The sequence below is a fragment of the Micromonospora acroterricola genome, from assembly GCF_003172955.1.
GTDB lineage: Bacteria > Actinomycetota > Actinomycetes > Mycobacteriales > Micromonosporaceae > Micromonospora > Micromonospora acroterricola.
In genome coordinates, this window is record NZ_QGKR01000195.1 from 23,037 (window position 1) to 43,550 (window position 20,514).

Consider the following 20,514-nt stretch of genomic DNA (forward strand, 5'->3'; position numbering starts at 1 on the left):
GTTGTTCGCGACTGCGGGGCTCCGCTGCGCTGCGCTCCTCGCGCTCACGCGGCACCCTCCGCCATCGGCACCCGTACCCCGGTCTCCGCCGCGACCTCGCGGGCCCGGTCGTAGCCGGCGTCGACGTGCCGGATGACGCCCATCGCCGGGTCGTTGGTGAGCACCCGCTCGATCTTCTGCCCGGCCAGGGCGGTGCCGTCGGCCACGCAGACCTGGCCGGCGTGGATGGACCGGCCGATGCCCACACCGCCGCCGTGGTGGATGGACACCCAGGAGGCGCCGCTGGCCGTGTTGACCAGCGCGTTGAGCAGCGGCCAGTCGGCGATCGCGTCGGAGCCGTCGGCCATCGCCTCGGTCTCCCGGTACGGGCTGGCCACGCTGCCCGCGTCGAGGTGGTCCCGGCCGATCACGAGCGGGGCGGACAGTTCGCCGGAGGCGACCATCTCGTTGAACCGCACGCCGGCCCTGTCCCGCTCGCCGTAGCCGAGCCAGCAGATCCGGGCCGGCAGGCCCTGGAAGGCGACCCGCTCGCCGGCCAGCCGGATCCACCGGGCCAACGACTCGTTCTCCGGGAACAGGTCCAGGATGGCGCGGTCGGTGGCGGCGATGTCCGCCGGGTCGCCGGAGAGCGCCGCCCACCGGAACGGGCCCCTGCCCTCGGCGAACAGCGGCCGGATGTACGCGGGCACGAAGCCCGGAAAGTCGAAGGCGCGCTCGTAGCCGGCGAGCTGCGCCTCGCCCCGGATCGAGTTGCCGTAGTCGAAGACCTCCGCGCCGGCGTCGAGGAAGCCGACCATCGCCTCCACGTGCCGCGCCATCGACGTCCGGGCACGCTCGGTGAACTCGGCCGGCTTCGCCGCCGCGTACTCCGGGGCGTCGGCCAGCTCCACCCCCACCGGCAGGTACGACAGCGGGTCGTGCGCGCTGGTCTGGTCGGTCACGATGTCGATCTCGACCCCGCGGCTCAACAGCTCCGGGAAGACCTCCGCCGCGTTGCCGACCACGCCGACGGAGAGCGCGCGCCGGTCCCGCCTCGCGGCCAGCACCCGCCGCACCGCGTCGTCCAGCGAGTCGGCCACCTCGTCCAGGTAGCGGTCGTGCACCCGGCGGTCGAGGCGGGTCCGGTCGACGTCCACGATCAGGCAGGCGCCGCCGTTCATGGTGACCGCGAGCGGCTGCGCGCCGCCCATGCCGCCGCAGCCGGCGGTCAGCGTCAGCGTGCCCGCGAGGGTGCCCGCGCTCGATTGCTGCCCGTCGCCGCGGGCGCCGGCGAGCTTCGCGGCGACCGCGGCGAACGTCTCGTAGGTGCCCTGGAGGATGCCCTGGGTGCCGATGTAGATCCAGGAACCGGCCGTCATCTGCCCGTACATCGTCAGGCCGAGCTGCTCCAGCCGGCGGAACTCCGGCCACGTCGCCCAGTCGCCGACCAGGTTGGAGTTGGCGAGGAGCACCCGGGGCGCCCACTCGTGGGTGCGCAGCACGCCGACCGGGCGGCCGGACTGCACGAGCATCGTCTCGTCGTCGCGCAGGTCGGTCAGCGTGCGGACCAGCGCGTGGTACGACGGCCAGTCCCGCGCCGCCTTGCCGGTGCCGCCGTAGACCACCAGGTCGTCGGGACGCTCGGCCACCTCCGGGTCGAGGTTGTTCATCAACATCCGCAGGGCGGCCTCCTGCTGCCACCCACGGGCGGTGAGCTGGCTGCCCCGTGCGGCACGGACGTGCTGGGTCATCTCTGATCTCCTCCGGGTCATCCGAGGAACAACTGACGGCGGGCCGCGGAGGCTTCGAACGCCTCCAGCCGGCGTTGGGTGTCGGCCGGCGCGGCGTCGCAGATCGCCTGCAACAGCACCATGGCCAGGGTCATCGGGGCGGTGTGCAGGTCGAAGACGAGCCGGGCGCCGACCGCGGCGGGCAGCACCACGTCGGCGTGCTCGGTGGCCGGGCTGACCGGCGAGTCGGTGATCGCCACCACGGTCAACCCGGCGGCGCGCGCGTCCCGCAACGCGTCCAGGGTCTCCCGGGGGTAGCGGGGCAGCACGAAGGCGAGCAGCGCGCCCGCGCCGGCCTCGGCGGCCTGCTCCAGGCGGTCGGTGAGCAGGCTGCCGCCGTCGTCGAGCACCCGGACGTCCGGGTGCACCTTGGCGGCGAAGTAGGCGAAGTACGCGGCCAGCGGCGCGGCGGCGCGCAGGCCGAGCACCGGCAGCGGACGGCTGGCGGCGAGCAGCCGACCGACCTCGGCGACCCGGTCCCGGTCGGCGAGCTGACCGGCGAGCCGGTCCAGGTTGCCCATCTCGGCGCGTACCGCCTGCTGGAGCTCGTTGCCGGCGTCCGCCGGTCCGCCGGGCGCGGAGGCGGTGAGGTCGCGCAGGCGGCGGCGCAGCGCCGGGTAGCCGTCGTGGCCGAGCGCGACGGCGAACCGGGTGACCGACGGCTGGCTGACCCCGGCCAGCTCGGCGACCTCGGCCGCGGACAGGTAGGCCACGCCGGGGGCGTGCTGCACGAGGCAGTGCGCGATCCGGCGCTGGGTCGGGGTGAGCCGGACCCCCTGGAACAGGTCGAGCACCCGCTCGGTGGGCGCGGCGACGCCTCCTTCATTCACGCCGTGACTTTATGCATAAAAACTTTCAGAGGGCAACCATCGGGTGGTGCTTTGCCCGACCACGGTGGGAAGCCGGCCGAGCGCGGCCTCTGTAGTATCCGCACGGCGGTTGAGCGGAGGAGTGCGGATGCAGCCAGATGGCCCTTACAGGTTCACCCATGTGCTGGGCGGGTGTCAGGTAGGTAAGGCCTGGGCTGCCATCGACGGGCAGGGCCGGCTGGTCACGGTCGCCGTCCTCGACGCGACCGTGGCGGCCAACCAGACCTGGCGGGAGGCTTTCACCGCCACCGCCAACGCGTTGGCGCAGACACCGGGCGGTCAGCAGTTCGCGTACGCGGACTTCGGCGCCGACGCGCCGTGGGTCGCCTATCCGGCGGAGGTCGGCCCGGGGGCGGAGAAACTGTTCCGCGCACTGGGTCAGGACTACCAGCCGGTCCAGGGAACGATCGCGGGACCGTCGCCTGCCCCCGGCCCCGCCGCCCCGGTCTCCGTGCCGCAGCAGCAGGTCTCCGCGCCGCCTCAGCCCGTCTCGGGTGCGCCGCAGATCTCCGCGCCGCCGTACGCGCCGTGGGCTCTGCACGGTGACCCGATCCCGGTGCAGCCGATCTCCGCCGCGCCCCACCCGGTCTCCGGCGCCGGTTCCGGTTCCGGAGGGGCAATCCCCGCCGCCGACACGGCGTCTCCTCCTGATACCCCCGGGCCCTCCACCGACGTCACTACCGTCGATCCGTTCGCCGCCCCCGTCCGGCGAATCCAACCCTCGCCACCGCCACAGCGGCGTACGGGGCTCTGGGTCGGTACCGCCGCCGTGGCACTCGCCGTCGCCCTGGCCACCGGGGCCACCGTGTGGGCAGTCGTCGGTGACGACGCCCCCGCGGGCCCGCAGACCCTGCCCACGACAGCCGGCACGACCGCCTTCCCGACCTCCCCGGCAGTCAACCCCGGGCTCAAGCCGTGGGCCCAGGCCGCGCCGTACAGTCCCGAGGAACGCGCGCTCGCCATCGCCGCACCGTCGATGGTGTTCGTCGAGGCCGTCTTCACCGGCACCCTGCGGGAGGCGAAGTCCAACGTCCCGCTGAGCGTCACGCCGGTCACCTTCAAGCGGCGTTGCAGCGGCTTCGTGGTGAACCCGGACGGACACATGGTCACCAACGGTCAATGTGTCCGCCCGTCGGCCGACGCCGCCCGGGAGCGGGCCCTCTACACGCTGGGCCGGATCCTCATCGAGCAGAAGAAGCTGGCCGCCACCGGGTTGGACGAGTACGTTCGCACCAAGCTGAGCACCACCGTGTTCACCGGGGCTGAGCCAGGCTCCGAGCCCACCAGCCAGGTGTTCAGCCAGTTCAATGTGGCGCGGGGCGATCTCACCGCGAGCCCCGCCATCCCCGGCCAGGTGGTACGTGTCCTCGATCCCGACGCCGGAAACCTCGCGCTGGTCAAGCTGACCCAGCCCAACCTCCCAGCGGTGGAGCTGGCCAGCGGCGGTGCGCCGGGCCCGGGTGCCGCGCTACTGGTGATGGGTTACCGGACCACCGACGCGGACTTCCGGGCGGCGACCTACACCGTGGAGAGCAAGCCGGCCCAGGTCGCCGGCACGGCCAACCAGGGCTCGGTCAGCGTGTCCCGACTCAATGACGACGTCGGCATCTATTCGACCGGCGGCGTCGCGTTGGACACCGCCGGTCGGGTGGTCGGCGTGTTGGACAACGACCGGGCGGCCAACGGTGGGGCGAACCGCGCGTTGGTGCCGGTCGCGGTGGTCACCGGGCTGCTCGCCGATGCTGGCACCGCCAGCAGTCTCGCTGACACGGACGGGGTGTACCGGGACGGGCTGGACGCGTTCTTCGCCGGCCGGAACGGTGACGCCATCGCCAGCTTCGATCGGGTCGCGTCGGCTTCGCCGGTCAATCTGCTGGCGCAGGCGTACCGGCAGAACGCAGTGGACCGCGCTCGGCTCGCGGGCGAGTCGGGCGGCGTGTCCCGGCTTCCGCTGGCGTTGCTCGCGGGTCTCGGTGGCGCGCTGTTGGTCGGGCTCGTCGTTCTCGTGGTAGTGCTCATTCGGCGCCGGCCCCGGTACTGACCGGGCCGGGACCGCTTGGTCAAGCGCGGTCATCGGGTGGAGTCGTCTCGTCCCCATGCATCACGTGGGTGGCGGCGTGCCTTGAGCGCGGCGGCCACGGTGACCGCCACGTAGACCGTGGCCGCCGGGGCGAGCCACGGTCGGGGCAGGACGACGTCGCGCAGCCAGGAGGAGGGAACGGAGGCCCGGACCCCGTTGTGGCTGGCGCGCAGCATCGTGTTGCCTGCGCGGACCCGGGCCAGGGTGCGGAGCAGGTCGCGGGTGCGACGCGGCGCCTGGACGTATGAGGTGGCGTCGACCACCTCCTGCTTCTCGGCCGACGAGAACTGCGAATCCAGGAAGAGATCGTCGGCGATTTGCTCGGGGAAGCGGTCGAACCGCTGGTGGCCGGCCGCCGAGATGGCTATGGCACCACGGCCGAAGAGCGCGTCGGCGAAGATTGGAAGCCGGGTGTTGATGGCGTAGTACGCGTGCACCGCCAACGGCCGGCCCCGGGTCACCATGTGTCGGCGGGGCATGACCGCCAGCGGTGGGGAGTCGCCCTCGGTCAGCGTTGCGGCCATCCGGTGCAGTGCGCCCGGAGTCAGCACCACGTCGGCGTCGAGGTAGACCCGGGGAAAGCCGCGGGCGGCAGCGTCACCCACGTTCAGCGCGTTGGCCTTGCCCGCCTCGGCCAACTCGATGACCCGTACACCCGGTCGCTCGCCGGCGACCCGAGCGGTGTCGTCGGTGCAGCCGTTCGCCACCACCACGATGTCCAGGTCCTCCGGCCCGGCGTCAGCGATCAGCGCGTCAAGGCAACCGCCAATGACCCGCGCCTCGTTGTGCGCGGCGATCACCACAGAGATCATCGAAATGTCGCACCGTTCCACAGTCGAGGCAGGTTGGCTCGGTCGGCCATGCCCGGCTGACGGGGCATGGCGGATGGCGTGCCACACGAGGTTGGGCGGCGCCGGCGGTCAAGCCTGCCGCATGGGGCCTCGCGGCCGCAAGATGGGCTTGAAACGATCCGATTAAGTGAATCGGAAATGTCGGTCCAACACGGCCGACATCGCGATTCGAGCGATGTGTCTGCCCGATCACCGGGCCCCTGAGAACCGTTCCGCGCTGGTATCGTCCTCGTGATTCTGAGGCCGGGCGACGGGTGAGCAATGTGGAGTTCATTTTCGACATTCGGCTCAGTCTCCGCCCAGCGGCGGTTTCGCCGGCCACGGATCAATGGTCGGGGACGGCACCGGCCGGAGCGGCGGCGTGCCCAGGACGCCGGGCTGCCGCCCGCGGCGGACACTGATGAGGAGACACACCCGCAATGGGAACCATGACCACTCCGGCCCGAGGACCACGGCCAGAGGTGGGGCACTGGGGCATGCCGACGTCCCGCCACGAGCGGACCGCCACACACCTGGCGACCGCGGCCCTGGCCCTCGTCGCGGTGAAGCCGCTGCTCGACATCGGGGAGAAGGACGCCGGTGGCGGGATCGACCTGGGCGTCGTGCTCACCGCCATCGGGGCCGCGCTGATGATCGCCGCATTCGGACTGGTCGCCCTCGGTGCTCGCCGGATGCCGCCCCGGCCACTGCTTCTGATGGCGGGTGGGCTGGCCTTGCTGCTGGTCATGTCGGCGGTCAGCTACCTGCTCGTCGGTGCCCGTGATGACCTGCTGGACCTTTTCAACGTCCGGCGCTACCCGATCTACGGCGCGCACGTGGAACCCACCCAGGCCATTCCCGCCGAGGCCCTGCGCCTGATCGTCGGCTTCGCCCCGATCGCGCTCCTCGGCCTGATGCTGATGCGCCGGTCCTTCATCTCCTCACGGCGGATCGCCCTGGTGGCCGGGGTGGTGCTGCTGGGCGCGGTAGTCCACTGTGTGCTGGCCTGGCTTCAGGTCGCCGGCGTCATTCCGTACTCGTTCTACTTCGAGTTGGCCAACTGGCAGAAGATCGGGCGTGCCTCGGGGGGCTATTACCACCCGATGTCGCTCGGCCGCCTGCTCATCTTCTCCGTGTTCCTGATCTACGTGCTGAAAGACCGACTGTGGGTTCCCGCCGCCGTGCGGTACGCGTTGGTCGGTCTGTTCGTGGCCACCGGAGCCGTGTCACTGCACCGCTTCACGATCGTCTGCCTGGTCGTCATCGTGGCGGCGTTCGAGGCGCGGAGGGTACGTGACCTGATCGCGTCCCGCCGAGCCGGTGGCCGAGTGGACCGCCGATCGGCGCTGCTGGGGGGCGGCGCCGTCGCCGCCGTCGCCGCCGTCGTCGGTGGGCTCTGGGGCGGGGCCATCTGGGAACGCGTGCGGGTCGCCCTCACCGAGGTTGGGTCGCTCGACGTCCGCTCCGACACCTTCATGCACGGCCGAGGCGCGATCTGGAACGACGTGGCGGACATCCTCGGCCGGTCATCGTTGGACGTCTGGCTGTTCGGCTTCGGATACGAGCCCTGGGACATGCACAACGACTGGCTCCGGGTGATGGTCATCTGGGGGCTGGTCGGTGTTGTCCTGACCGGTGCGATTCTCGTCGGTCTGTACCGTGTCGTCCGTGCGTCGGTCGGTCGGTCAGGTCGACTGGCGCTGGTGGTGCTCTTTGCCACGCTCGTCATCTTCGGGCTCACCCAGAAGCCCCTGGCGTACCCGTACTTTCTCTGGCTCTTCTTCCTCGGTGCGATGGCGGTGCTCGCCGTCGACGCGGACGCCGACGACGGCGACCGGCCGGAGCGGGCCGTGGCGCGACCCGAGGGCGAGTCGGTGGCGGGGGACGGGACGATCCGGTGAATCCCTCCCTCCCTGTTCCCGTCCGCGGGGAGCACCCCCGCCCGCCGCGCCAGGGCGGCCAGGTCGTGGAGCCCACAGACCGGGCCGTGACGGACGCCGTCACCACGCCGGTCGTCCGGCCGACCTTCTCGGTTTGCATCGTGGTCCGTGACCGGGCCACTCTGCTCGTCAACGCGGTGTGCAGCGTGTTGGGCAACACCTTCCAGGACTTCGAGCTCGTCATCGTCGACGACGGCTCGCAGGTTCCGGTGAGCCAGGTGATCGAGGAGGCTGGGCTCGCGTCGGATCGCCGGGTCAGGGTGGTGAGCCAGCCACCCACCGGCATCGCGGAGGCCCGCAACCTCGGGCTGCGGGTGGCGGTCGGCCGCTACGTCACGGTGCTCGACTCGGACGACGAGCTCACCCCCGATGCCTTGTCCCGACTGCACCACCTGCTCACCACCGCCGGGCGGAGCTGGGTGTACGCCGACTACACCGAGATCACCCGAGGTGGGGCCCGTCTCATCCGGCTTCCCGAGTACGCCTCGGCCGGCCGGATGCTGCTGGGCGTACTGACCCGCCCTCGCCTGCCGTTCAAGCACTCCGGCACGACGATCGACCGGCGGGTGCTGGACACCATCGGCGGGTACGACGAGAGCTTCCGGCTCTTCGAGGACGTCGAGTTGATGCTGCGGGCGCTTCGGTCCGGCGTGCACCCCTGTCACCTCGACCACCCGATCGTGCGGTTCCAGCGCCACGACGACAACGTCACCCGGGGTCGGCTCGGTGGACTGGTCTTCTGGTTCCGGCTGATCGACATGTACCGGCCGTCCCGGTTCCCCGGGGTGGGTCTCAGTATCAAGGCGCTACGAGCGCTGAGTGAGACGGGCAAGTGGCTTGTCACCCGCATCCGTTGACCTCGACCCCACCTCCCCGGCGCCCCCGGCATCCCCGCCGAGGCGGGTGATCCGGGTCCTGATCCACCTGAGCATGCTGGGCCTGAGCCAGGTGGGCGTCACCGTTGCCGCCTTCGCCACGCAGATCCTGCTGGCCCGCAGTCTGCCCCAGGCCGCGTTCGGGACGTTCACCGCGGCACTCGCGCTGGTGTCGTTGACCGCGCCGCTGGCGGTCTTCGGCGTCTCCGAGCTGTGGTTGCAGCGGTTCGGGCAGGAGGGAGAGCGAGCCTACCGCTGGGTGGGTCCCTCGCTGCGGTTGGTGGTGACCGCGTGTGCCCTGCTCGTCGTCGGCACGCTGGCGTGGAGTCTCGCCGAGTGGCCGGACGCCACCGGGGCCGGGGTGCGCGCGCTGCTGGCCAGCGTCATCGTCGCGCAGGCCGCTCTGGCGCTTGTCGCGTCGGTGCAGCAACTGCGCGGCGCGTACGCCGGGCTGTCCGCACTCCAGGTCGCGCCGCACCTGGGCCGGGTGCTGGTGGTGCTGGCCGTCTGGGCGTTCGGGTTCTCGGTGGTGACCGCAGCCGCCGGTTACGCCGTGGTGGCCCTGCTGACGGTGCTGGCCTGCGTGGTCGTCATGCGGCCCTTCGTCCGGGGTGTCATGTCGCTGGAAGGGCACCGCCCTGCGGCACTCGCGTCGCCGCCCGCGCCCGTGGTGCCGGTCACCCGGGTCGCCCGGGCCGCCACCCCGTTCGTGCTGGGCAACGTCTTCTATCTGCTCGGCATCTATCTGGGCGTCGTGGTGGTGGCCGAGGTGCGGGGCCCGGCGGCGGCGGCCGTGCTGTCCGTGCCCATGTCCGTGCTGACCGCCGTCTACCTGGTTCCTCGGGTCGTCTTCCAGCAGTACTTCCTGGCCAAGCTGCACCGTTGGTCGCGCACCGACAAAGACGCGATCCTGATGGCGTACCGCTACGGCGGCACCGGAATGGTCGCGCTGGGTGCGGTCATCGCGGTGGTGGTTGCGCTCGGCGGGCTACCGGCGTTGCCGCTCCTGCTCGGCGAACAGTACCGGGAGTCGGCGGCCGTCCTGGCCGTGCTCGCGTTGGCCATTCCGTTCCGATTCGGCGGCGCCGCCGTGGCGTCGCTGCTCACCAGCGGTGGTCTGCTCCGGCGGAAGGTGGCCTACCAGGGGGTGGGAGCCCTGGTGTTCCTCGTGGCCCTGGCGGTGGCCACGCCGCTCTGGGGCATCATGGGTGCGGCCGCGGCCACCGTCGTGGCCGAGATCGTGCTCTGTGTCCTGTTCTGGATCGCGGTACGTCGGCGGGTGGTGGGTGACGCTGATCTGCCGCCGTGGCACGATCTGCGCCGGCGCCTGACAAGGGAGAGTCCTCGTGCGTCCTGAACCAGGTCCGGCCGCCCGGCGTCCCCTCGTCGTCGGGTACTACGGCATGGAGAACGTCGGGGACAACGCCTTCTGCGTCGTCCTGGACTGGGCTACCCGCGCCTACTGGGGCGCGGTGCAACCTGTCTTCGCGGCGCCGCCGATGGTCGACCTGCCCAGGGAGACCACCGGCATGAGCGCCCGGTGGCACGGCGCCGGCGGGACCACCGGCCGGGCAGGCTCGCTGCTGAGCAAGGCGGCCCTGCTGAGCCGCTCCTCGATGCTGGTCTTCGGTGGCGGCTCGGTGTTCAGGGACATGGGCCCGTTGAGCGAGAAGAAGTTGTTCGCCCTGTTCAGCCGGTTCTCCGGGCACCCGATGGCCGCCGTCGGTGTCTCGGTCGGTCCGTTTCTGTCGGCCGCTGCGGAACGCCGCCTGCTCGAGGTGCTGAGGCGGATCGACGTCATCGGGGTCCGCGACGCCGCCTCGGCCGAGGTCCTCCGCCGCAGCGGCTACCCCGGTCTCCTCATCTCCGCGGGCGACCTCGCCGGTCTGCTGCCCGAGGCGCTCGGCGAGCCGGTCCCGCCGCGCCGGCCCCGACCAGCGCCGGGTGTCCGGGCGCGCCTCGGGGTGACCCTGCTCGGCGTGGACTACGAAGCCGCCGCGCCGGAGGTGCGGCGGCGGGAGGACGCCCTGGTGGAGGGCGTCCGGGCGCTGGTGCTCAAGGAGCCGGTGGACGTCACCGTCTTCGTCTTCAACACCCATCCGGAACACGGCGACGAGCAGGTCAGCGAGCGGCTCCGCGCGGCGGTGTCCGACCACTGCGACGTCCGGGTGGTGACGGCACGCGACGGTGTGCGGGCCTGTTGGGACGAGATGAAGCGGTGTGACCTCGGGCTCCACATGCGGCTGCACGGAGCGATCTTCGCCTACCTGGCCGGTGTGCCCTTCGCGTTGGTGCCGTACCAGAAGAAGTGCGACGACTTCCTGGACGAGATCGAGCAGCCGCCGTCGCTGCGCCTCGGCCGTGTCCCCGAGGATCCGGCGGAGGTGACGCGGGTGTTGGCCGGCATGCTCACCGGCGACCAGGTGCCCGGTCTACCGCGCGAGGATTTCGCCGAGCGAGCACGCTGGAACTTCACGCGGGCGCCGTGGGCGCTGAGCGCCGCACCGGGTCCAACTCCGGGGTGACCGACCGGTTGTTCACCAAGGAGCGGAAGCCGACAACGCCGGCGCTGGCCGTGAGTCAGCCGTCGGGGATGGTGCTGGCGCGCGCCAGGGCCGCACGGTCGCATCGGGTGCCGGTGCTGCCCGTGGCGCTCGCGCTGGTGGTCGCCGCGCTACTGGTGACCGGCTTGGCGGTGGCGTACGGACACGAGCGGACGCCGCCCGCGGTCTCGGCCGTCACGGCGACGCCGACCGTCCAGGTGCCCCCGGCACCCCAGCGCCCGGCTCTGCGGGACCTCATGCCGTCGGGGGTCCGGATCGGTTCGGCCGCGGACGGCCGTTGGTTGAGCCTCGACCCGGAGTACGCCGAGTTGCTCGGCTCCGAGTTCGGCGCCGTCACGGCCGAGAACGCCATGAAGTGGGGCAACCTCGAACCGTCGCCGGACGTGTACGCGTGGACCGGAGCCGACCAACTGCTCACGTTCGCCGAACAGCACGACCAGGCGGTGTACGGCCACACCCTGCTCGGGCAGAACGACGTGCCGAAGTGGGTGGACCCGGCGTGGCCGGCGGCCCGACTCCGGACGGTGCTCCGTGACCACGTCACCACCGTGGTTTCCCGCTACCGCGGCCGGGTCTGGGCCTGGGACGTGGTCAACGAGGCGCTGGACGAGGACGGTTCGCTGCGCGACACGCTGTGGCTGCGCAAGCTCGGTCCCGGTTACGTGGCCGACGTGTTCCGGTGGGCGCACGCGGCCGATCCCGGCGCGCGGTTGTTCATCAACGACTACGGCGTCGAGGGCCGGACCCGCAAGGCCGACGGCCTCCTGGCCATGGTCCGCGATCTACGCCGCGCGGGTGTACCCGTGGACGGGGTGGGCTTCCAGAGCCACCTCCAGTGGGACGACCGGCCGCGTGACCTGGTCGGTAACCTACGCCGCTTCGCGCAGTTGGGCGTCTCGGTGGCGATCACCGAACTCGACGTACGCGTCGAGTTGCCGGAAACCCCCGCGAAGCTGGACCGTCAGGCCGCGCTCTACCGGCAGGTGCTCAAGGCCTGCCTCGCCGTGACCGAGTGCGTCTCGTTCACCGTCTGGGGTTTCACCGACGCCCGCAGTTGGATCCCCGGTTATCACGAGGGATACGGCGCGGCCTGCCTCTTCGACGCGGCGTTGGTCCCCAAGCCCGCCTACGCCGCCCTTATCGACGAACTGCGGCGGCTCCCACCCCGCAGTGGAGGCGTTTCCAGTCCTGGCTGAGCACCGCCGGCAGGGGGGCCGTGGAGGGCCGCCGTGTCACCCGTCCGCACCGTTGGCGACATGTATCGGTGGAAAGGAAGACCGTGTCCGCGCACACGCAGTTCCTCACGGCTGTCACGCCACAACAGACACCGAGGTTCGACCCCGACCTGGGGGTGATCACGCCCCCCTCCAACGGCATGGCCCGGTCGGTGTTCGCGCGTCCGGTCGCACCACGGCCCAACTGGCGCCGCCACTACGTGGCCTGGCTGGTCCTCCTCGACGCGCTTGTGGCCCTGGCCGCCAGCCGGACGGTCGTCGCCCTGCTGGACGAGGCCGACGCCGGCTTCTGGGACCAGCGGGTGCTCGGCAACGTCAGCTCCTTCACCCTCGTGGCGAACATCGGCGTCCCCCTGGGGTGGCTGCTCCTGCTCGTCGCCGCCGGGGCGTATGACCAGCGTGCGCTCGGGCTGGGCACCGAGGAGCTCAAGCGGGTGGCCCGGGCCAACCTCGCGATGGCCGCCACGGTCTCGTTCCTGGCGCTCGGTTTCAAGAAGGACCTGTCCCGGGCGACGGTCGCCGCCATCATCATCTGCCTGCTGATCTACACCCTGGTGGCCCGGTTCGCCGCTCGGGTGGTGCTGCGTCGGGTCCGCCGCACCGGGCGGGCGTCGCAGAAGGTGCTGCTGGTCGGCAGGCTCTCCGACGCGCTCGCGCTGCACGAGGTGGTGACCCGCAACTACGGCGCCGGGTTGCACCCGGTCGCCATCCACCTGCCACACCATCCGCGGCCGGGGGAGCGGGTGAACGCCCCGGTGCCGGTCTACGTGGGCTGGGACCTGGTGCCGCTGGTCCAGCAGCTCGGCGCGGACACCATCGCCGTCTGCGGCCCCGCCAGCCTGGAGTCGTACGAGCTGCGCAAGCTGGCCTGGCAGTTGGAGGGCACCGGTCTGAACCTGGTGGTGGTCCCCCAGGTCACCGACGTCACCGGCCCACGCATCCACGTCCGGCCGATCGAGGGCCTTCCCCTGCTCAACGTGGACGAGCCGACCATCTCCGGCCTGTCGCTGCTGGCCAAGACCGTGCTCGACCGGGTCACCGCACTGCTCGGGCTGGTGCTGCTGAGCCCGGTGCTGCTCGGAATCGCGGCGGCCATCAAGGCCAGCGGCCCGGGGCCGGTGATGTTCCGGCAGACCCGGATCGGCCATGAGGGCCGGGCGTTCAAGGTCTGGAAGTTCCGGACCATGTACATCGACGCCGAGGAGCGACTGGCGGCCCTGCGGGACCGGAACGAGAGCGACGGACTGCTCTTCAAGATCAAGGATGATCCGCGGGTCACCCCGATCGGCCGGCACCTGCGGGCGCTCTCCCTGGACGAGCTGCCCCAGCTGATCAACGTGCTGCGCGGGCAGATGTCGCTCGTCGGCCCGCGCCCGCTGCCCACCGAGGACGACGACTACCGCGGTGACGTCCGCCGGCGGCTGCTGGTGCGGCCGGGCATCACCGGCCTCTGGCAGATTTCCGGCCGCTCCGACCTCACGTGGGACGACGCGGTCCGGCTGGACCTGCACTACGTGGACAACTGGTCGCTGGTGTACGACCTCGCCATCCTGTGGAAGACGGTCAGCGTCGTGCTGGCCCGGCGGGGCGCGTACTGATCCCGACACCCTGCAACGCCGACGGGCGGTGGCCTTGTGGCCACCGCCCGTCCCTGTTCGTGGTGCCGCCTTCCGCGGCGGTCCCCGGTCCCTGGTCGCCCGCCAAGGCGGACCGGGGACAGCGCCCTGGCGGGCAGGGGGACCTACTGCTCCTTCGCGCCGGCGAGGATGTCCGGGACCGCGTCCCGACGCACCGCGTCGTAGAACGACTTGACCCGGTTCGTGTCGGCCAGGACGACACTCTCCGAACCGATCCGGCCGGTGCCCTTGGTGGGGCTGGTGACGAAGGTCAGGTTGCTGCCGCGGACGCCGCGCATCTGATTGGCCGTCTCCAGCAGGGACAGCTCCTTGTCGACCGAGACCGAGTTCGAGGTGGCCTTGAGGAACGAGTTCAGCTTGCCGGGATTGGTGAGGAGGCCGCCGGAGGAGGCCTTGTCGATGATCGCCTTGATCACCTGCTGCTGGTGCCGGATCCGGGCGAAGTCACCGTCCGCGAACTGCTTGCGCTGGCGTGAGTAGTCGAGCGCCGCCTCGCCGTCCATCCGCTGCATTCCCTTGCTGAAGGTGCGGAACGGCGCGTGGATCGAGGTGAACTGCTTCTCCGAGTTGACGTCGATGCCGCCCAGCGCGTCGATGATCTCCTTGAACCCGGCGAAGTCGATCAGCGCGACGTGGTCCACCCGGACCTTGGTGAACGACTCCACGGTCTGCACCATCAGCGGGACCCCACCCCAGGCGTATGCGGCATTGATCTTGGCGTCCCGGCCGCCGTTGTTGCCGTCCGCGGATCGGGGCACCGACACCCAGGTGTCCCGGGGAATCGAGATCAACTGGGCGCTGGACCGGTCCTTCGGCAGGTGGGCGAGGATGATCGTGTCGGTCCGCGAGCCGGAGGTCTTCTCCGGGTCACGCGAGTCGCTGCCCAGGATCATGATGTTCATCGCGCCCTCGACCGCCGCCTGCGGGCGACCCTCCTCCGGCACGCCCTGGAACGCGTCCACGCGCTCGATGTCCCCCTCGACGGAGCGCAGGTAGAGGCCACCGGCGATCACCGCTCCGCCACCCACCAGCGTCACCACCAGCAGGCTGATCAGGAGGATCCTCCGCCAACGGCGTCGTCGGGGTGGCGGCGGGCCGACCGGCTCGCCGTCGTCCACCCGCTGTGGCTGGCCGGCGGTCCCGGTCGAGTAGTACGCGCCGGGTTGCGCGGTCTCATTGTCACGTGGCATGGCGCGATGCTACTGACTTGGCTCTCGGCCCGAGTACCCTCGTCCGGCTGGCACCGTCCGCCGTCGGGTTGGTCTGTCGACCGAACTCGATGGCAACTTCCTCTGCCGCAGGGCGCGTCGGCCTGATAAGAAGCTCCGGTGGACGCAACGAAGCTCCGGCGAGCCATCGCCCGCACCCCGCTCGCGCCCGTGGCCGCCTTCCCGAAGCGGCTGGCCCGGGTCGCCCGGCACGACGCCAAGGTGCTGCGCACCTCGGCCCGGTGGCTGGTCACCTCGCGTGAGCACCACAACTACACCTACGACCTGACCAAACTCAGCCGCCACCACCTGGCCTGGTTCGTCAGTGTGGTCTGCGACCGCCCGGTCAAGCAGGTCCGCGGCTGGTTCGACGAGGTCGAGTCCGACCAGCCGTTGCGGCAGCACATCGAGCGGGCCACCGCGGGCTCGGCCCGGCGGGGGCTGGCCGACAAGCAGGTCCGCTACGCCCGGCGGATCGGCTGGTACGCGATGGTCCGCGCCACCCGCCCCGCGCACGTGGTGGAGACCGGTGTCGACAAGGGGCTGGGCAGCTGCGTCCTGGCCGCCGCCCTGCTGCGCAACGCCGCCGAGGGCCACCCGGGCCGGGTCACCTCCCTGGACATCAACCCCGAGGCGGGTTACCTGGCCCGCACCGCGCCCTGGTCCGAGGTCGTCGACCTGGTGATCGGCGACTCGATCGCCTCGATCGGCGCTCTGCACCGACCGGTCGACCTCTTCCTGCACGACAGTGACCACAGCCGGGCACACGAGAAGCGCGAGTTCGACGCGGTGGACCCGAAGCTCGCTCCGGGCGCGATCCTGCTCACCGACAACGTCACCAGCACCAACGTGCTCGCCGAGCACGCCGAGCGCACCGGCCGGCGGTTCCTCGCCTACCGGGAGAGCCCCGCCAACCACTGGTACCCCGGGGACGGCATCGGCGTGGCATGGTAGCCGGGTGCGGCTGACCTCGATCCACACGTACCCCGTCAAGGGTTGCCACCGCCTGGACCACGACGGCGCGCTCGTGCAGCCGTGGGGCCTGGCGGGCGACCGGCGCTGGATGATCGTGGACGCCGACGGCGTGGGCGTCACCCAGCGGGAGACGACCCGGCTGGTCGGGTTGCGCGCCACCGTCCACGCGGGGGGCCTGTCGCTGCGCGCCGACGGGCAGCCCGACCTCGACGTGCCCGAGCCCGCCGCCGGTGACCCGGTCCTGGTGCGCACCTTCCGCAACCGGAAGGTTCCGGTGCCCGCCCTGCCCGCCGGTCCGTCGGCCGACGCCTGGCTCGGCGCGCTGCTCGACCGGCCGGTCCGGCTGGTCTGGCTGGAGCGGCCGACCCGTCACCTCCCCGCCGGGGAAAGCGAGCACGACACCGGTGACCAGGTGAGCTTCGCCGACGCCTACCCGCTGCTGCTGGCGAACGCCGCCTCCCTCGACGCCCTCAACGGCTGGCTCGCCGACGCCGGCGAGGACTCGGTGCCGATGACCCGGTTCCGGCCCAACCTCGTGGTCGACGGGGCGCCCGCCTGGGCCGAGGACGACTGGGTCGGCCGGTCGCTGCGCGTCGGCGACCGGCGTTTCCGCGCCGCCGGGCCGTGCGACCGTTGCGTGGTGACCACGACCGACCAGGAGACCGGGGTACGCACGAAGGAGCCGCTGCGCACGCTCGGCCGGTACCGCAACGTCCGGCAGAAACTCCTCTTCGGGCTGAATCTCGTGCCGGTCGACAGTGGACCGATCCGCGTGGGCGCGCCGGTCGTCATCGAGGCCTGAGCGAGGTCACCACGGGTCTCGCGGGGGAGCGCCGCGGTCACCGTCCGTCGACACTGTCTTAGCTTTGGCTTAGCCGGCTTGTCCGGCCGTGGGCGGCTCGGGCAGCATCGCGGCGTGACGGAGGCAAGCGCTCCCAGCGACGTCGACATCGAACTCGACCTCGACCGGGCTCCGGACGACCGGCCCACGCCCTCGTCCGGTCCCATTCCCTGGCTGGTCGCCACCGGCGTCACCATCCTCGCGGCGGCGCTCGGGCTCACCCTGACGTTGCGCTCCGGCTCCACCCCGGCGTGCGCCGCCGGCCGCACGCTCGCCGCGGCGCCACCCACCGGCACCGCCACCCACACCGGCAAGGCGACCTTCTACGACTCGAACGGCGCCGGCGGCAACTGCTCGAACCCCACCGCGCCGGCCAACCGGCTCTACGTCGCGCTCGGGCCCACCGAGTACGCCGCCGGCGCCGCCTGCGGCGGGTTCCTCGACGTGACGGGCCCGAAGGGCAGCGTCCGCGTCCTCATCATGGACCAGTGCCCGGAGTGCGCGCCCGGGCATCTCGACCTGTCCCGGGAGGCGTTCGCCCGGATCGCCGACCCGGTCCAGGGCCTCGTCCCCGTCACCTACCGCGCGGTGGTGAACCCGCCGCTGCCCGGTCCGCTCACCTTCCGGATCAAGGAGGGCTCGTCGCAGTGGTGGTTCGCCGTCCGCGTGGGCAACCACGGGAACCCGCTGCGCGCCGTCGAGGTCCGGCAGCGTGACAGCGAGCCGTGGCAGTCGACCGCCCGCCAGGACTACAACTACTGGCTGATCGCCTCCGGGGCGGGCGCCGGCCCGTACACGATCCGGGTGACCGACGTGTACGGCAACCGGGTCACCGTCGCGGGTATCCGGATGGCGCCCGGCCAGGTGCAGACCAGCGCGGTCCGGATGTACGGGCGCGGCACGGCAGCGGCCACCTCGCGCCCCTCCGCGTCGGCCCGGCCGTCCGCGGCCCGACCCGGAGGTAGGCCCACGCCGACCCGCCGCCCGGCCGAGGTGGCGACGACGGGCGCGCCGGTCACGGCGGTGGCGAACCCGCCGGCCACCCGACCGGCCGGGGCCACCGCCCGCTGGTGCGCGAGCTGACCGGTCAGTCGGTCGGCGCGAGGTCGAGCCACATGAGGATCTCGTCCCGGTCGTCGCCGGGCGCCACCCGCAGCGCGCCCGGCAGGCGGCCGATCTCCCGGTACCCCAGGCGGCGGTAGAACCCGTCCAACCCCAGCCCGTCCCGCACGGTCACGTGCAACGCCTCGTGGCCCAACTCCCGGCCCAGCCGGGCGGCCTCGCGCATCAGCGCCGAGCCGTACCCGCTGCCCTGGGTGTCCGGGTGGACCATCACCCGCTTCAGCACGCACCAGTGCGCCTTGAGCGGAAACCGGTTGTCGCTGAGGATCAGTACGGCCACCAGCCGGTCGCCGGCGTACGCCACCAGCAGCCGGTCCGGACCGTCCGCGATGCCGGCGAAGGTCGGGTCCGCGGTGGCGCGGACGTCGGCCGCGGTGACCGGCGGCACGAAGCCCACCGCGCCGCCGGCGTTGGTGACGTCGACCCAGAGCGCGACGATCTCGGTGCGCAGGTGCGGGGTCAGCTCGGGATCGAGGACGAAGCGCAGGCTCACGGCGCCCATCCTGACCGCTGGAGCACCCGGTCGGCCCGAGGTGTGATCCGACCGACAGCGCGCAGGCGGAGGACTCACGTGCGACTCAATTGTGCGGGAGAGGGGATTCGAACCCCTACGCCCTTTCGGACAATAGGACCTAAACCTATCGCGGCTGCCGTTACGCCACTCCCGCCAACTCGCTGAGTCTAGAGCGTCTCGCTCCGACCGTGTCGAACCCGGCCTCGCGCAGGAGGCCGACAGGCGGCGACGGCCCCGGTACGGCGGTCAGTCCAGGCCGAGGTCGCGGCGGAGCTTGGCGACGTGGCCGGTGGCCTTGACGTTGTAGAGCGCCCGCTCGATCTTGCCGTCGGCGTCGATGACGAACGTCGAGCGGATCACGCCGGTCACGGTCTTGCCGTACAGCTGCTTCTCGCCGTACGCGCCGTACGCGGTCAGGACCGCCCGGTCCACGTCCGACACCAGGGGGAAGGTGATGGCGTCGCGGTCGCGGAACTTCGCCAGCTTCTCCGGCTTGTCGGGGGAGATGCCGACCACCTCGTAGCCGGCCGCCTGGAGGGAGGCGAGCGAGTCGCGGAAGTCGCAGGCCTGCTTGGTGCAGCCGGGGGTCATGGCGGCCGGGTAGGCGTACAGGACCACCTTGCGGCCGCGCAGGTCGGCCAGGGCGAGCTGGTCGCCGGTGTCGGTGGGGAGGGTGAACTCGGGTGCGGGGTCACCGGGGGAGAGGCGGTCGGGCGTGGTCATGGCCCGACGATACCGCCGGCTCGGCGGGTGCCGCCGCCGGCGACGCGCCGGACGGCGGCCGGCGGCATCCGATCCGGCGAAGTGATCAAGAACATGCGTTGTTGCCAAGGTCTGGCAACAACGATGCTTGGGAAATAGGCTGACCCCGCCGGCCCGGACGGGTCCGCTGACGCGTGGGAGGTCGCGTGGAAACCCTGGCGATGCACATCTCGAACGGGATCATCGATGGTCCCGTGGCGGCGGTCTTCGCGGCGCTCGCCCTCGCCGCGCTCACCGTCTGCGTCCTGCGCGGACGGCGCGACCTGGACGACCGCCTGGCCCCGATGGCCGGTCTGGTGGCCGCGTTCATCTTCGCCGTCCAGATGCTCAACTTCCCGATCTTCACGGCCGGGGTGAGTGGCCACCTGCTCGGTGGCGCGCTCGCCGCGATGCTCGTCGGCCCGTGGGTCGGCGCGCTCTGCGTGGCCGTGGTGCTGGTCGTGCAGGCGCTGATCTTCGGTGACGGTGGCGTGGCGATGCTCGGTCTCAACATCACCAACATGGCGCTGCTCGGCACCGCCGCGGCGTACCTGCTGATCGCGCTCCTGGTGCGGGTGCTGCCCCGTACGCGGGCCGGCCTGGCCGTGACCGCGTTCGTCTCCGCGCTGGTCAGCGTCGTGGTGGCGTCGCAGGGCTTCGTCCTGCAGTACTGGCTGGGCGGCACCACCGACCTGGGCGGCAACCTCGCCGGCCTGGCCGGCACGATGGCCGGGGTCCACCTGCTGATCGGGATCGGCGAGGGCCTGATCACCGCGACCACCGTGCTCACCGTCGCGAAGGTGCGCCCCGATCTCGTCTACGCGCTGCGCGGGCTGCGCCCGACGTCCGCGCCCGCCGTCCCGGTCGTCGGAGGTGTCCGGTGAAGAACCGTTCCTGGGGTTTTCTGGTCGGCGGGCTGCTGGTCGCGCTGCTGCTGGCCGGGGTCGTGAGCAACTACGCCTCGTCCCACCCGGACGGGTTGGACTCGTCACTGCTGAAGGGCTGCACCGTCGACGCCGACGACAACATCGTCGGCGGCAGCTGCCCCGCCCAGCAGGCCCGGGAGCACGAGTTGGGGGACAGCCCGCTCGCCGACTACGGGGTGCGGGGCGTCGGCAACGACTTCCTCTCCACCGGCCTCTCCGGGGTGCTCGGGGTCCTGCTCACCTTCGCGATCGGCGCCGGCGGCTTCTGGCTGCTGCGCCGCCGTGGCAGCGGCACGCCGACCCCGGACGACACGACGACGCCCGCCGAGGGCACGACGCCGTCCGAGGGTGACGCGGCGACGTCCCGCGCCGGCGCGGCCGGCTGAGC

At 71.8% G+C, this 20,514-nt stretch carries 18 protein-coding genes and 1 tRNA gene; 12 read left to right on the plus strand and 7 right to left on the minus strand.

From position 1 onward, the window contains the following. Positions 1-44: 44 nt before the first annotated feature. The gene (hutU, locus tag DKT68_RS14690; RefSeq protein WP_236646901.1) at positions 45-1,730 is read right to left on the minus strand and encodes a urocanate hydratase; all 1,686 of its coding nucleotides are present in this window, start codon (positions 1,728-1,730) and stop codon (positions 45-47) included. A gap of 17 nt (positions 1,731-1,747) precedes the next feature. Beyond that, entirely contained in the window at positions 1,748-2,599 is an 852-nt protein-coding gene (locus DKT68_RS14695; protein ID WP_109817968.1) for a MurR/RpiR family transcriptional regulator, read from the minus strand. Positions 2,600-2,726: 127 nt separating this feature from the next. Between DKT68_RS14695 and DKT68_RS14700 the strand changes: the two genes are divergently transcribed. Beyond that, positions 2,727-4,679: a trypsin-like peptidase domain-containing protein gene (locus DKT68_RS14700; protein ID WP_109817969.1), complete on the plus strand. Its 1,953-nt coding sequence runs from the start codon at positions 2,727-2,729 to the stop codon at positions 4,677-4,679. A 29-nt stretch (positions 4,680-4,708) separates the two neighbouring features. Here the strand turns inward: DKT68_RS14700 and DKT68_RS14705 are convergent, their stop codons facing one another. Next, positions 4,709-5,530, minus strand: a complete 822-nt coding sequence (locus DKT68_RS14705) for a glycosyltransferase family 2 protein (RefSeq protein ID WP_109817970.1) — start codon at positions 5,528-5,530, stop codon at positions 4,709-4,711. A gap of 515 nt (positions 5,531-6,045) precedes the next feature. Here DKT68_RS14705 and DKT68_RS14710 point away from each other — a divergent pair. The 6 genes from DKT68_RS14710 (at position 6,046) to DKT68_RS14735 (ending at position 13,760) form a co-directional block, all read left to right on the plus strand. Continuing rightward, a complete protein-coding gene (locus DKT68_RS14710; protein ID WP_109817971.1) occupies positions 6,046-7,449 on the plus strand; it encodes a hypothetical protein in 1,404 nt (467 codons plus the stop codon). Positions 7,450-7,535: 86 nt separating this feature from the next. Continuing rightward, the gene (locus tag DKT68_RS14715; RefSeq protein WP_161556667.1) at positions 7,536-8,345 is read left to right on the plus strand and encodes a glycosyltransferase family 2 protein; all 810 of its coding nucleotides are present in this window, start codon (positions 7,536-7,538) and stop codon (positions 8,343-8,345) included. A 46-nt stretch (positions 8,346-8,391) separates the two neighbouring features. Beyond that, positions 8,392-9,720, plus strand: coding sequence for a lipopolysaccharide biosynthesis protein (locus DKT68_RS14720; RefSeq protein WP_109817973.1), 1,329 nt, complete (start codon positions 8,392-8,394; stop codon positions 9,718-9,720). Next, positions 9,710-10,888, plus strand: a complete 1,179-nt coding sequence (locus tag DKT68_RS14725) for a polysaccharide pyruvyl transferase family protein (RefSeq protein WP_109817974.1) — start codon at positions 9,710-9,712, stop codon at positions 10,886-10,888. Before DKT68_RS14720 ends, DKT68_RS14725 begins: the two co-directional genes overlap by 11 nt. After that, positions 10,849-12,123, plus strand: coding sequence for an endo-1,4-beta-xylanase (locus tag DKT68_RS14730; protein WP_201749041.1), 1,275 nt, complete (start codon positions 10,849-10,851; stop codon positions 12,121-12,123). Before DKT68_RS14725 ends, DKT68_RS14730 begins: the two co-directional genes overlap by 40 nt. 179 nt (positions 12,124-12,302) lie before the next feature. After that, on the plus strand, positions 12,303-13,760 hold the full coding sequence (locus DKT68_RS14735) for a sugar transferase (protein ID WP_109818033.1): 1,458 nt from the start codon (positions 12,303-12,305) through the stop codon (positions 13,758-13,760). 143 nt (positions 13,761-13,903) lie between these two features. Here the strand turns inward: DKT68_RS14735 and DKT68_RS14740 are convergent, their stop codons facing one another. Further along, entirely contained in the window at positions 13,904-14,989 is a 1,086-nt protein-coding gene (locus tag DKT68_RS14740) for an LCP family protein (RefSeq protein WP_109817975.1), read from the minus strand. Between the two features lie 138 nt (positions 14,990-15,127). Between DKT68_RS14740 and DKT68_RS14745 the strand changes: the two genes are divergently transcribed. From DKT68_RS14745 to DKT68_RS14755, 3 genes are all read left to right on the plus strand, one after another. Continuing rightward, entirely contained in the window at positions 15,128-15,961 is an 834-nt protein-coding gene (locus DKT68_RS14745; RefSeq protein ID WP_109817976.1) for a class I SAM-dependent methyltransferase, read from the plus strand. A gap of 4 nt (positions 15,962-15,965) precedes the next feature. Beyond that, positions 15,966-16,784, plus strand: a complete 819-nt coding sequence (locus DKT68_RS14750; RefSeq protein WP_109817977.1) for an MOSC domain-containing protein — start codon at positions 15,966-15,968, stop codon at positions 16,782-16,784. A 114-nt stretch (positions 16,785-16,898) separates the two neighbouring features. Next, positions 16,899-17,906 carry an expansin EXLX1 family cellulose-binding protein gene (locus DKT68_RS14755; RefSeq protein WP_109817978.1) on the plus strand — a complete coding sequence of 336 codons (1,008 nt, stop codon included), beginning with the start codon at positions 16,899-16,901 and terminating at the stop codon, positions 17,904-17,906. 4 nt (positions 17,907-17,910) lie between these two features. On the opposite strand, the gene DKT68_RS14760 is transcribed toward DKT68_RS14755, so the two are convergent. The 3 genes from DKT68_RS14760 to bcp form a co-directional block, all read right to left on the minus strand. Next, positions 17,911-18,447 carry a GNAT family N-acetyltransferase gene (locus DKT68_RS14760; protein WP_407940744.1) on the minus strand — a complete coding sequence of 179 codons (537 nt, stop codon included), beginning with the start codon at positions 18,445-18,447 and terminating at the stop codon, positions 17,911-17,913. A gap of 83 nt (positions 18,448-18,530) precedes the next feature. Continuing rightward, positions 18,531-18,613: transfer RNA gene (locus DKT68_RS14765), tRNA-Leu, on the minus strand. Between the two features lie 92 nt (positions 18,614-18,705). Continuing rightward, complete coding sequence (gene bcp / locus DKT68_RS14770) at positions 18,706-19,182, minus strand: thioredoxin-dependent thiol peroxidase (protein ID WP_109817980.1); 477 nt, start codon at positions 19,180-19,182, stop codon at positions 18,706-18,708. A 185-nt stretch (positions 19,183-19,367) separates the two neighbouring features. On the opposite strand from bcp, the gene DKT68_RS14775 reads away from it, so the two are divergent. Next, entirely contained in the window at positions 19,368-20,084 is a 717-nt protein-coding gene (locus DKT68_RS14775) for an energy-coupling factor ABC transporter permease (protein ID WP_109817981.1), read from the plus strand. Further along, entirely contained in the window at positions 20,081-20,512 is a 432-nt protein-coding gene (locus DKT68_RS14780) for a PDGLE domain-containing protein (protein ID WP_109817982.1), read from the plus strand. The genes DKT68_RS14775 and DKT68_RS14780 overlap by 4 nt, the downstream gene beginning before the upstream one ends. Positions 20,513-20,514 lie beyond the last annotated feature (2 nt).